The sequence below is a fragment of the Mycobacterium sp. 852002-40037_SCH5390672 genome (assembly GCF_001665875.1).
Taxonomy (GTDB): Bacteria; Actinomycetota; Actinomycetes; order Mycobacteriales; family Mycobacteriaceae; genus Mycobacterium.
Map to the genome: position 1 here is coordinate 15420 of NZ_LZTA01000122.1, position 13126 is coordinate 28545.

At 65.5% G+C, this 13126-nt stretch carries 10 protein-coding genes and 1 riboswitch; of the genes, 9 read left to right on the plus strand and 1 reads right to left on the minus strand.

The genetic code is table 11. The features are described 5' to 3' along the window. The first annotated feature begins 27 nt into the window (after window positions 1-27). From A5782_RS22125 to A5782_RS22160, 8 genes are all read left to right on the plus strand, one after another. Window positions 28-882, plus strand: coding sequence for an SDR family NAD(P)-dependent oxidoreductase (locus A5782_RS22125; RefSeq protein ID WP_067104319.1), 855 nt, complete (start codon window positions 28-30; stop codon window positions 880-882). Continuing rightward, on the plus strand, window positions 882-2258 hold the full coding sequence (locus A5782_RS22130) for an SRPBCC family protein (protein ID WP_067104227.1): 1377 nt from the start codon (window positions 882-884) through the stop codon (window positions 2256-2258). The genes A5782_RS22125 and A5782_RS22130 overlap by 1 nt, the downstream gene beginning before the upstream one ends. Before the next feature lie 5 nt (window positions 2259-2263). Continuing rightward, window positions 2264-4135, plus strand: coding sequence for an NAD(P)/FAD-dependent oxidoreductase (locus A5782_RS22135; RefSeq protein ID WP_067104228.1), 1872 nt, complete (start codon window positions 2264-2266; stop codon window positions 4133-4135). Further along, complete coding sequence (locus A5782_RS22140; RefSeq protein WP_067104229.1) at window positions 4128-5063, plus strand: SDR family NAD(P)-dependent oxidoreductase; 936 nt, start codon at window positions 4128-4130, stop codon at window positions 5061-5063. The genes A5782_RS22135 and A5782_RS22140 overlap by 8 nt, the downstream gene beginning before the upstream one ends. Window positions 5064-5076: 13 nt before the next feature. Next, window positions 5077-6210 (plus strand): CaiB/BaiF CoA-transferase family protein, encoded by a 1134-nt coding sequence (locus A5782_RS22145; RefSeq protein ID WP_067104230.1) that lies wholly within the window; start codon window positions 5077-5079, stop codon window positions 6208-6210. A 93-nt stretch (window positions 6211-6303) separates the two neighbouring features. Next, on the plus strand, window positions 6304-8016 hold the full coding sequence (locus tag A5782_RS22150; RefSeq protein ID WP_067104231.1) for a thiamine pyrophosphate-binding protein: 1713 nt from the start codon (window positions 6304-6306) through the stop codon (window positions 8014-8016). Window positions 8017-8046: 30 nt separating this feature from the next. Further along, a complete protein-coding gene (locus tag A5782_RS22155) occupies window positions 8047-9477 on the plus strand; it encodes an aldehyde dehydrogenase family protein (RefSeq protein WP_067104232.1) in 1431 nt (476 codons plus the stop codon). Between the two features lie 237 nt (window positions 9478-9714). Continuing rightward, complete coding sequence (locus tag A5782_RS22160) at window positions 9715-11709, plus strand: acyltransferase family protein (protein WP_067104233.1); 1995 nt, start codon at window positions 9715-9717, stop codon at window positions 11707-11709. Between the two features lie 3 nt (window positions 11710-11712). On the opposite strand, the gene A5782_RS22165 is transcribed toward A5782_RS22160, so the two are convergent. Then, a complete protein-coding gene (locus A5782_RS22165; protein WP_067104234.1) occupies window positions 11713-12372 on the minus strand; it encodes an O-methyltransferase in 660 nt (219 codons plus the stop codon). Window positions 12373-12483: 111 nt separating this feature from the next. Beyond that, window positions 12484-12656: riboswitch (M-box (ykoK) riboswitch) on the plus strand. Between the two features lie 293 nt (window positions 12657-12949). Here A5782_RS22165 and A5782_RS26565 point away from each other — a divergent pair. Then, window positions 12950-13108, plus strand: a complete 159-nt coding sequence (locus A5782_RS26565) for a hypothetical protein (protein ID WP_197694310.1) — start codon at window positions 12950-12952, stop codon at window positions 13106-13108. The last annotated feature ends 18 nt before the right edge of the window (window positions 13109-13126 follow it).

The window sequence follows — 13126 nt, forward strand, 5'->3', positions numbered from 1 at the left end:
CTCGTCGGCGGAAGGCGAAAGCAGGTCATGGACGATCACGAGGATCTTCTAGGGCTCCACGGTCGCGTCGTGGTGGTTTCCGGTGCCGGCGGGGGCGGCATCGGCACGACCGTCACGGCCATGACCGCCCGGGCCGGGGCCACCGTGATCGCGGTGAGCCGGTCGAAGGAAAACCTGGACGAGCACATCGCCCCGCTGGCACAGCAGGGGCTGCCCGTGGTGCCCGTCGCCGCGGACGCGTCCACCGACGAGGGCATCGCCGCCGTGATCGACCATGCGCGCCGCGCCGAGGGCCGTCTGTACGGGCTGGTCAATGTCGCCGGCGGCGCGCAGCCATCGACGTGGATGCCGTCGACCCGGGTGACGCGCAGCGACTGGCGCAAGATCTTCACCGACAATCTCGAAACCGCATTCTTCATGAGCCAGGCCGTGGCAGGTGAGCTCGTCGCGCAGCAACAGCCGGGGTCGATCGTGTCGATCTCCTCGATCAGCGGCATGAACACCGCGCCGTTTCACATCGCCTACGGGACGGCCAAGGCCGCGATCACGGCAATGACCCGCACCATGGCCCTAGAGCTGGCGCTGGCGGAAATCCGGGTCAATGCGGTGGCGCCCGGCGTCACCGAGACGGCGGCCTCGCGCACCTACGTCGACGAGGACCGCGGCCGCGACCGGCAGGCGATCGCGATGGGTCGGCGCGGGCGGCCCGAGGAGCAGGCCGGCGCCATCCTTTTTCTCTTGTCGGAGATGTCGAGCTACATCACCGGCCAGACGCTGCTCGTCGACGGCGGCCTGAACCTCAAGTGGAGCCACCTCGGCGTCGACAACACGTCGCTGTTCCTCAAGGACGAATCCTTCCGCGCGGCGATCAGGAGGATGTGATGACCAACCAAGCCAAGGGCGCGAATCCCGGAGCGACCGAGGAACTCTCGAAACCGATGACGATCGGCGTCGAGGCCTACATCTCCGAGGACTACGCCCGCGCCGAACGCGACAGGCTGTGGCGCAAGGTCTGGCAGCAGGTCGGCCGAGTCGAAGAACTGCCCGAGGTGGGCAGTTACCTGACCTACGACATCCTCGACGACTCGATCATCGTGGTGCGCACCGGTAGCAACGAATTCCACGCCCACCACAACGTGTGCATGCACCGTGGTCGCCGGTTGATCGACACCCCCGAGGGCGCCAAGAATGCCTGTGACCGAACCCGAAAGTCGTTCGTGTGCGGGTTCCACGGCTGGACCTACGGTCTGGACGGCGCGTGCACTCATATCCGCGAACAGCAGGACTGGCAGGACGCGCTCACACCCGAGCGCACCCACCTCCGGCCGGTCAGGGTCGATACGTGGGGCGGCTGGCTGTGGATCAACATGGACCCCGACTGCGAGCCGCTGGCCGATTTCCTGTTTCCCGCCGCGAAAATTCTCGACCCGTTCGGCCTGGAGAACATGCGCTACAAATGGCGCAAGTGGCTGTCGTTCGATTGCAACTGGAAGGTCGCGCTCGAGGCCTTCAACGAGACCTACCACGTGTACACCACACATCCCGAGTTCAATAAGTTCGGCGAATTCAAGGGCTGGGCGAAAGCGCAAGGCAGGCACAGCCACATCGGCTACGACGCACCCGAGGACATGGAGGCCACCAAGTCCAAGATTCGCCTCGGCATCGGCGCCGATCCGCGGGTGTCGACCGCCCAGATGCAGGTGTACACGATGGAGGAAACCAACGCCACCACCACCCAGACGCTGGTGGACGCCGCCAAGCGGCTGGTGGACGAGCTGCCCGAGGGGACACCGGCCGACAAGGTTCTCGAGCACTGGCTGGCCTCGGCGCGCCGCGACGACGAGGCCCGCGGGGTGATCTGGCCGACGATCCCCGCCGACATCCTCGGACAGGCCGGCACCGCATGGCAGATCTTCCCGAATTTCCAGATCGGCCAGGGCCTGACCAGCGCGCTGTGCTACGGCGCGCGGCCACACCCCAGCTACAACCCCGACAAGTGCATCTTCGAAGTGTCGGTCTTCGAGCTGTACCCGAAAGGCCAAGAGCCTCAGACGGAGTGGGAGTACACACCGGTCGGTGACCCAAGATGGCGTTCGGTTCTGCCGCAGGACTTCTCCAATATGGCCGCCGTGCAGCGCGGCATGAAGTCCCTCGGTTTCGCGGGCACCAAGCCCAATCCCTACCGCGAACGCAGCACCGTCAATCTGCACTACCAATTGTCGAAGTACATGAACACCGGCGAACCGCAGGAGCTTTGAGATAGATGACCCAGTTTGATAAGCGGTCTGATACCTGCCCCCCGACGCAGACGCCAGAGGACATCGATATCCCCGCGCTGCGCGAGAAGTACTTGTTCGAGCGCGATAAGCGGCTGCGTCCGGAGGGCTCGAAGCAGTACTTGGAACTCAAGGACGACTTCGCGGAGTTCTCCGAGGTCGATCCCCACACGCCGGTGACGCCTCGCACGCCGATCGACGAGGACATCGACGTGGCGGTCCTCGGTGGCGGCATCACCGGTCTGCTTGCCGGCTCGTACCTCAAGAAGGCCGGCGTCGACGATGTGCACGTCATCGAGATGGGCGGTGACTTCGGCGGGGTCTGGTACTGGAATCGTTTCCCGGGCATCCAGTGCGACAACGACGCATACTGCTACATCCCGATGCTAGAAGAACTCAACTACCTTCCCTCCAAGAAGTTCGCCGACGGCGCCGAAATCTACGAGCACTGTTGCCGCATCGCAAAGCATTTCGGGCTCTACGACGGCGCCATCTTCTCCACCCAGGTTCGCGAGGTCCGCTGGGACGAGACGATCAAGCGCTGGCGGTTGAGCACCAACCGCGGTGACGACATTCGTGCCCGGTTCGTGGTGATGGCACAGGGTTCCTTCAACAGGCCCAAGCTCCCCGGTATCCCGGGTATCAAGGACTTCACCGGACATATGTTCCACTCCGCTCGGTGGGATTACGACTACACGGGTGGGGATTCCAATGGCGGATTGCACAAGCTGCGTGACAAGCGTGTCGCCCTTGTCGGTACCGGCGCGACCGGGGTACAGCTGGTCCCGCACTTGGGCCGAGATGCCAAGCACCTCTATGTGTTCCAGCGCACGCCCTCATCGGTCGACGTGCGGGGCAACGAGCCGACGGACCCGCAGTGGGCGGCTTCGTTGCAGCCCGGGTGGCAGGAGCAACGCAAGCGCAACTTCCACCGTTGGTCACCGTTGGGGGAAGGCGCGGTGTTCGACGAGCCCGACATGGTGTGTGATTTCTGGACTGAACTCGGCCGCAATCTGACCGCGCGGATCGCGGCTACCGACGATCCCACGGCGCTGAGCATCGAGCAGATCATGACCTTCCGCGAAGAAGAGGATTACAAGGTCATGGAGCGTCTGCGGCGGCGTGTCGAGGAGCTCGTCGATGACCCGGAGACCGCCGAAGCGCTCAAACCCTACTACCGCTTCATGTGCAAGCGTCCCTGCAGCAACGACGAATACCTGCCGACGTTCAATCGCCCAAACGTCACATTGATTGACGTGTCGGAATCCAAAGGCGTCGAACGGCTTACCGAGAACGGGATCGTCGCCAACGGCGTTGAGTACGAGGTCGATTGCGTCATCTTCGCCAGCGGTTTCGAGATCACCACTGATATCAGCCGTCGGTACGCCGTCGATGTGATCGAGGGCCGCGACGGCCTGTCGCTCTTCGAGCACTGGCGGGACAGCTATAAATCACTCCACGGGATGACCAGCCGAGGCTTTCCCAACCAGTTCTTCACCGGTTTCGTTCAGGGCGGCGTGGCAGGCAACACCACCGCGATGCTCGAGCAACAGGCCGAACACATCGCTTACATTATTTCCGAAGCAATAGCGCGGCGCGCGACGACTGTCGAACCGAGCCAGGAAGCTCAAGACGACTGGATCAAGACGATCCGCGAAACCTCCATAGACGCATCAGAATTCGCCGTCTCGTGTACGCCCGGCTATTACAACAATGAGGGCGGCGGTGGCGGCGAGGGTATCCGCTCGGCCATCGGCGATCCGTATATGCCCGGCTTCTACGTGTTCGACGACTTGCTCAAGGAATGGCGTGCAAAAGGCGACCTAGACGGTTTAGTCCTTGAGAACGTAGATGGCTGACTTGAGATTCGACGGCAGGGTAGCGGTCGTCACCGGGAGCGGCCGGGGGCTCGGCCGCTCCTACGCCATGCTCCTCGCGTCGCGGGGGGCCAAGGTGGTCGTCAACGACGCCGGCGGCAGCCTCGACGGCGACGGTGTCGACGCCGGTCCTGCCGAGCAGGTGGTGGACGAGATCACCGCGGCCGGGGGCCAGGCCGTCGCCTGCAGTGCGTCGGTGGCGACCCGCGAGGGCGGCGAGGCGATCATCGCGGCCGCGCTCGAGCACTACGGTCGCATCGACGTCCTGGTGCACAACGCCGGCAACGTCCGCCGCGCCTCGCTGAAGGAGATGAGCTACGAGGACTTCGACGCCGTGCTCGACGTGCACCTGCGCGGTGCCTTCAATGTTGTGCGGCCCGCGTTTCCGCTCATGTGCGACGCGGGCTACGGCCGCATAGTGCTGACATCATCGATCGGCGGCCTGTACGGAAACCACAACCAGGCCAACTACGCGGCCGCCAAGGCCGGCGTGATCGGGTTGTCCAATGTCGCCGCGCTCGAAGGCGCCGCCGAGGGCGTGCGGTGCAACGTGATCGTGCCGGCGGCGGTGACGCGCATGGCGGAAGGCATCGACACCTCGGCCTATCCGCCGATGGGCCCGGAACTCGTTGCGCCCGTGGTGGGCTGGCTCGCGCACGAATCCTGCTCGGTGACCGGTGAACTGTTCATCGCGCTGGCGGGGCGGGTGGCGCGGGCGGTCATCGCGGAGAGCCCGGGCGTGAGCCGGCCGTCGTGGACCATCGAGGAGGTCGGCAGCCACCTGGATGCGATCCGATACGTCGAGGCGCCACTCATTTTTCCGGTCGTCCCGCACGGACATAACGAACACATCCGCTACAGCTTCGAGCTGGCTCACCGCTCAACCGACCAAGGAGCGCTCAATGGCTAGCCCGACAGGCCCGATGGCCGGGCTGCGCGTGATCGACCTCACCGCAATGGTGATGGGGCCGTATTGCACGCAGATCATGGCCGACATGGGCGCCGACGTCATCAAAGTCGAGCCCCCCCAGGGCGATAACACCCGCTACATCTCGGTGGGCCCCGCCCCGGGCATGAGCGGGGTGTTCGTCAACGTCAACCGGGGCAAGCGCAGCATCGTGCTGGACCTGCAAACCGACGCCGGAGCGGGTGCGTTACGCGCCTTGGTCGAGACGGCGGATGTGTTCATCCACTCGATGCGCGCCAAGGCGGTCGCCAAGCTCGGCTTCGGCTACGACGATGTCACCGCGATCAATCCCGCGATCGTCTACACCAATTGCTACGGGTACGGACGACGTGGACCCGACCACGACCGCCCCGCCTACGACGACACGATCCAGGCCGAATGCGGCCTTCCGGCCGTGCAACAGCAATTGACCGGCGAGGCCGATTACGTCGGCACCATCATGGCCGACAAGATTGCCGGGCTGACGGCGCTGTACGCAACGACGATGGCGTTATTCCATCGCGAGCGCACCGGGCAGGGGCAAGAAGTCGAGGTCGCCATGTTCGAGACCATGGCGTCGTTCATGCTCGTCGAACACGCCAACGGCGCCCTGTTCGACCCTCCCCTGGGGCCCGCGGTATATCCACGCACCGTGGCGCCCAACCGCCGCCCCTACCGCACCAGCGACGGCTACATCGCCGCGCTGATCTACAACGACAAGCACTGGAACGCGTTCATGAAAGCAGTGCAGCCACCGTGGGCCAGCGAGCTGTATTCGACGTTGGAACAGCGCGCCCGCGAGATCGACATCGTCTACGGGCTGGTGGCCGAGACGATGAAAGAGCGTTCCACCGCCCAGTGGTTGGCGCTGCTGCGCGAACTCGAGATACCGGCCGCGCCACTGAACACACCCGGCGCGCTTTTCGACGATCCGCACCTCAACGCCGTCGGCATGTTCGAGACGGTGGACACCCCGCACGGGCCGGTGCGCTTCCCTGGGGTACCCACCTGGTTCTCCCAGACACCCGGTCGGGTTGCGGGGCCGGCGCCTGAGCTCGGCGCTCACACCGCCGAGATACTCGACCAGCTCGGGCTGAAGGTCGAGTCGTGAAATACCTTCTGCCTCAGTCCCTCTCGATAGTCCACGAAGACCTCGCGGCATCAGGGCCGCTCGCGGTCATCTATCACTAAGGAGTTTCCCACCATGGCCGTGCCCGTCTACAAACGCATCCTCGACCTGTTCGAGGCCGAGGGGGTGAACACGCTGTTCGGTATCCCGGACCCGAACTTCGTGCACATGTTCGCCGAGGCCGACGCCCGCGGGTGGTCGGTGGTCGCACCGCACCACGAACTGAGCGCGGGATTCATGGCCGAGGCGGCGTCGCGGATGACGGGCAAGCCGGGCCTGTGCATCGGCACGCTCGGCCCCGGCATGGCCAACATCGCCGGAGCGATCCAATGTGCGCTCGTGGAGAACTCGCCGGTGATCTTTCTCGGCGGGCAGCGGGCCCGCGTCACCGAGCGCCGGGTACGGCGCGGCCGCATCCAATTCGTCCGGCAGGAACCTCTTTTCGCAGCGTCGGTCAAGTACAGCAGCTCGATCGAGTACGCCGACCAGACCGATGAGATCATCCACGAGGCGATCCGCCGGGCCATGTCCGGCACACCCGGGCCGGCCTACGTCGAGTTCCCGTCGCACGTCATCCTCGAGGAGCTCGACGTGCCGGATCCGTTGCCGCCCAACCGGTACCGACTGGTCGACCAGTGCGCAGGTACCCGCGAGGTGGCCGAGGCCGTGAAACTGATCCGCGAGGCCAAGAGCCCGGTGCTGCTGGTCGGCCACGGTGTGCACACCTCCCGTACCCAACAGCCGGTCAGGGAGCTGGCCGAGCTGATGGCCTGCCCGGTGATCCAAACCTCCGGCGGCACCTCGTTCATCCCGGGACTGCAGGAGCGGACGTTCCCCTACTTGTTCTCCCCGGCCGCCAACGAGGCAGTCGAGGAATCCGACCTGTGCGTCGCGCTGGGTACCGAGCTGGGTGAGCCGATGCACTACGGCCGGACCCAGCATTGGGCCGGCAACGATGCGAACCGCAAATGGGTGTGTGTGGAGCAGGACCCGACCGCCATCGGCGTCAACCGCCCAGTCGACGTGGCGCTGGTCGGCGATCTGCGCGGTGTGGTGCCGCAGCTGGTCGAGGCGCTCAAGGAATTTGCGCGCAAACCCGCACCCGCAGTACAGGTCCTGGTCGAAAAGGATGCGAAAGAGCTTGCGGACATGGCGGAATCGGCACCGTCCGGACGCTCGCCCATCCACCCGGCGCGCTACGTCGTCGAGGCCACTAAGGCGTTCAACGAACTCGAGGACGGCATCATGGTGCGCGACGGCGGCGCGACCGTGATTTTCCAGTGGACCTACTCGCAGTCCAAGCCGCGCGACGTGATCTGGAACCAGAACTTCGGCCACCTCGGCACCGGCCTGCCGTACGCGGTCGGAGCCTCCGTGGCCGAGGGCGGTAAGCGCCCGGTGATGCTGCTGACCAGCGATTCGGCGTTCCTCTTCCACATTGCCGAGCTGGAAACCGCTGCGCGGCAAAACCTTCCATTGGTGTGCGTGGTGGGCGTCGACCACCAGTGGGGCTTGGAAGTGGGCGTGTACAAGCGCACCTTCTCCCAGCCGTCGCCGCAGCCCGGTGTGCACTGGAGCAAGGACGTCCGGATGGACAAGGTTGCCGAGGGCTTCGGTTGCCACGGTGAGTACGTCGAGAAGGAAGAGGAGATCGGCCCGGCGATCGCTCGCGCCTACGCCAGTGGCAAAGTCGGCGTCGTGCACGTGTGCATCGATCCGAAGGCCAATTCCGAGGAGATGCCCAAGTACGACCGATTCCGGACCTGGTATGCCGAAGGCACCCAGTAAGGCCACCGGAGTAAGAAAGGGATCGATCTGATGCGCGAATACCTGAACTTCTACATCGACGGCAAGTGGGTCGAGCCGCTGCGGCCCAACACTTTTGACGTGGAGAACCCGGCGACCGAGCAGGTTTCCGGCAAGATTTCACTGGGGTCGGCCGACGACGTCGACGTGGCGGTCAAGGCGGCCCGGCGAGCATTCGCGAGCTGGTCACAGAGCACTCGCGAACAGCGTCTGGACCTGTTGCAGGCCATCCTGGCCGAATACCAGAAGCGTGCCGACGATCTGGCCGAGGCGGTCACCGAAGAAATCGGCGCGCCGCCGTCACTGGCCGCGGGGCCGCAGGTCTTTCTCGGGATCGGTCACCTGACTACGGCGATCGACGCCCTGAAGAACTTCGCGTTCTCCGAACAAAAAGGGGCGACCCTGATCGCCAAGGAGCCGATCGGTGTCTGCGGTTTGATCACGCCGTGGAACTGGCCGATCAACCAGGTTGCGGTCAAGGTCTATCCGGCATTGGCGACCGGCTGCACCGTCATCCTGAAACCGTCTGAGGTGGCCCCGTATTCGCCCTACATCTTCGCCGAGATCTTGGATGCCGCGGGCGTGCCGGCCGGGGTGTTCAACCTGGTCAACGGAGACGGCGCGGGCGTGGGCGTGGCCCTGGCCAGCCATCCCGACATCGACATGGTGTCGTTCACCGGATCGACCCGCGCCGGTATCGAGGTGGCCAAGCTAGCCGCCCCGACCGTGAAGCGAGTGACCCAGGAGCTTGGTGGCAAGAGCCCTAACATCGTGCTCGACGACAACGGCTTTGCCGAGGGCGTCAGCGCCGGCGTGGCCAACATGATGCCCAACTCGGGCCAGAGTTGTAACGCGCCGACCCGCATGCTGGTGCCGAATTCCCGGATGGACGAGGCCATTACCCTCGCGCGGAAAGCAGCCGAACAGGTCACGGTGGGCCAACCCGGTGCAGGGACGACGATTGGGCCGGTGGCGTCGAAGACGCAGTTCGAGAAGGTTCAGCGGCTGATCCAAAAAGGCGTCGACGAGGGTGCCACCGTGGTTGCGGGCGGCCCGGGCCGGCCGGCGGGGCTGGACAAGGGTTACTACGTCAAGCCGACCGTCTTCGCGCACGTCACCAATGACATGACGATCGCTCGTGAGGAGATCTTCGGGCCGGTGCTGTGCATCCTCGGCTATGACGACATCGACCACGCCGTCGAGATCGCCAATGACACCGAGTACGGACTGGCCGGCTTTGTTTCGGGGGCCGACCTCGACAAGGCGCGTGAGGTGGCACGCAAGATCCGCGCGGGATGGGTGACGATCAATCACGCATTCGACATGAACGCGCCATTCGGCGGCTACAAGCGCAGTGGTAACGGACGCGAGTGGAGCGAGTTCGGCTTCCACGAGTACCTGGAAGTCAAGAGCACCCTCGGTTACGCGCCTGACGAGGCCTGACGCTTCAAAACGAAAACCGAACGCAGCACAGCGGAAAACCGTTGCGTGTCCTCCACGTGATCCTGCGCGCTCGCCTCTAGGCTAGCTTGCTGAAATCAACAGGAGGGGCAGCGACGTATCGGCATCGACATTGGCGCCGGGCGAGACGGTAGTCACGGCGCGCTGACAGCAACCACCGAGCCGGGCGGGTATCACCCCGCACCGGCTCGTCGTGCTCGGCCCCGATGGGTCGCCCCCGTGCGCCGGGTCGGCCGACTGGGGATCTGGGACGGACCGGAACGGGCCAGCGGAATCCCGGCACTCGACGGACTGCGCGCGATCGCGGTCGCGCTGGTGCTCATCGGGCACGGCGGCATCCCCGGCGTCAGCGGCGGATTCATCGGCGTCGACGTCTTTTTCGTGCTCAGCGGATTCCTGATCACCGCACTGCTGCTGGACGAGCTGGGACGCACCGGTCGTATCGAGTTGACCGGCTTCTGGATCCGGCGCGCGCGCCGACTGCTGCCCGCGCTGGTGTTGATGGTGCTCACCGTGGCCGCGGCTCGCCAACTGCTTCCCGACCGGTCGCTCGCCGGCCTGCGCGATGACGCCATCGCGGCATTCCTGTGGATGGCGAACTGGCGGTTCGTCGCCCAGAAGACGGACTACTTCACCCAGGGCGCTCCGCCCTCGCCGCTACAGCACACCTGGTCACTCGGAGTGGAGGAGCAGTACTACTTCGTGTGGCCCGTGTTGCTCATCGCGGTCACCCTGCTGCTGGCCGCCCGAGCGAGGCGGCGCCTGACCCGGGCCACCGTCGGTGGTGTGCGGTTCGCCACGTTCCTGATCGCCACCGTGGGCGCACTGGCCTCCGCGGCGGTCGCCATCGTCATGACGTCGGACAGCACCCGTGACCGGATCTACTTCGGCACCGACACCCGCGCGCAGGCGTTGCTGGTCGGTGCCGCGTCGGCGGCCCTGCTGGTGCGGGACTGGCCGTCGATGAACCGCGGCTGGTGCATGATCCGCACGCGGTGGGGACGTCGGGTGGCCCGGATCCTGCCGGTGCTGGGTTTGGCGGGATTGGCGGCGGCGACGCACTACGCCACCGGTGCCAGTAACGAATTCCGCCACGGTCTGCTGATCGGGGTCGCGGTCGCGGCGGTGCTCGTAGTCGCCCCGGTCGCCCTGGAGCAGCGTGGAATCGTCGCCCGCGCACTCGCCTTGCGCCCGCTGGTGTGGCTGGGGACCATTTCTTACGGCGTTTACCTGTGGCACTGGCCAATCTTCTTGGCGCTCAACGGCGAACGCACCGGGTGGTCCGGGCTGCCGTTGTTCGCCGCGCGGTGCGGGGCCACGCTGGTGGTGGCCGCGGTGTCGTATTGGCTGCTCGAACAGCCCATCCGGCGCTGGCGACCGGCGCGGGTGCCGCTGCTGCCGCTGGCGGCCGCGACCGTGGCCAGCGCCGCCGCGGTGACGCTGTTGGCGGTCCCGGTGGGAACCGGTCCCGGCCTGCGCGAGGTCGGACTACCGCCCGGGGTCTCGGCGGTCGCGGCGGTCTCGCCGTCGCCGCCCGGGGGAAGCCGACCCCGAGATGCCAACCGCCCGTTCACCGTCTCGGTGTTCGGTGACTCGATCGGCTGGACCTGGATGCACTACCTGCCCCCGACGCCCGGCTTCGCGTTCCTCGACCACACCGTCATCGGATGCAGCCTGGTGCGGGGCACGCCGTACCGCTACATCGGCCAGACTTTGGACCAACGGTCCGAATGCGACAGCTGGCCGATCCGCTGGTCAAGGCAGGTCAGTCAGGACCAGCCGGACGTCGCGCTGCTGGTCATCGGCCGCTGGGAAACGGTGGACCGGGTCAACGAGGGCCAGTGGACACACATCGGTGACCCGACCTTCGACGCCTACCTCAACGGTGAACTCGAACGGGCGCTGACCATCGTCGGTGCCACGGGTGTCCACGTGGTGGTCGCCACCGTCCCCTACAGCCGGGGCGGCGAAAAGCCGGACGGCCGCCTGTATCCGGAGGACCAGCCGGATCGGGTCAACCTGTGGAACACCATGTTGCGCAAGACCGTTAGCCACCACCCGAACGTGGCGATCCTCGACCTGAACAAGAAGCTGTGCCCCGACGGCGTCTATACCGCCAAAGTCGACGGCATCAAGGTGCGCAGCGACGGCGTCCATCTCACCCCCGAAGGGGTGAAGTGGCTGACGCCATGGCTCGAGGAATCGCTGAGGTAGTCCCTAACCGCTTGTACGGCAGCTGATCTCCATGCTGTCGCTGTCGCGAACCTGAAAGTTGAAGCTCACGTAGCCGTTGTCGGGGTCGCGCACCCGGTCCAGATACGGCTGGGTGTCGGGCGAATTCGTATTGTCGGCGACGACCAGCACGCCGGGTGACAGCCGCGGTTCGAGGAGCTCGATGATCGGTAGGTACAGGTCTTTCCAGCCGTCGAGCAAGACGAAATCGACCGGCCCGGCCAGGTCCGCCAGCGTGGACAGCGCATCGCCCTCAAGGATGGTGATGACGTCGTCCAGGCCGGTCTCGGCGAACGTCTGTTTGGCCGCGGCGATTTTGGTGTCGCTCAGCTCGGTGGTCACCACCTGGCCGGTGCCGTTGTCGCGCACCGCGGCGGCCAGGTGAATGGCGGAAATGCCGAAGGACATACCGAATTCGACGATGGTTGCCGGACGGGTGGCCCGTACCAGTGAATACAGCAGTCGGCCGGCTTCCGGTGTCACCGGGATGTAGAACTCGCTCATCGCCTCGGCCCGCTCCTGGGCGGTCATCGGTCGATCGAAAGTGCCACGCCGCTCGCGCAACAGCGACATCTGGTTTTTCGACTCGGCATACATGCGGTCGAGCGTCGATGCGACCCGGGCATCCTGCAACGTTGTGGTCATGGCATCGAGCCTAGGCGCGCCGCCTGAGCGGGCGCTGGGAGAGCGGCAGCGGGCGTCAGGGATCCGTTAAGCGTTTGACGAGTCCGCGACCGCGGTGTCACTATGGACCCGCAAGCACCTCGGTAGGTGAGGCGTCTGCATGGATACAGGCCACTGACCCCGAACGTCGAGAGACGCCCCGGGTCAGGACAGCTCTTCCCGGACCCAAGGGTTGAGCCCAAGTGGCTTCTGGAATGTTCCGGATACGCCGTGCAGTGCCGAAGCTCCGACGAGAGGGGTGCGACCTGCGGTATGTGCCGCGGGTCATTCCTGCCTCTTTTGTTCAGGTGAATGTGGTGACACCCGCGTGTGTCTTGGCCGTGAGGAGGTGAGGGCGAGATGAGTCCCGGCGATAGTCCCTATCCGAAATCCGTCTTGTCCCGATCCGGTTCCGGCATTTTCTTCACCGCCTGACCCTGCTTGGTCGTGCGCGGCTGACCCGCCGTGCCGATGCCGATCGGGCCTCCGGCAGGAGAAGATCATGGCTTTTGTTGTTACACACCGTTTTTCCGCTGCTTCCAGGTTGCGGGGGCGGTCCATGCTGCGTGCAGGCCGGTTGTTGGCCAACAAGTTTCACCCGCGAGCCGGCCTGACCCCGCAGGAGCGGGCCAACCTGTACGTCTCGAGGATGCCGATCGCGGTGGTCACCGCGTCGCTTGGCGGGCACGCGTCGAACACCGACAGCAACCACCGCTGAACCGTTCCGCAAGGCCTC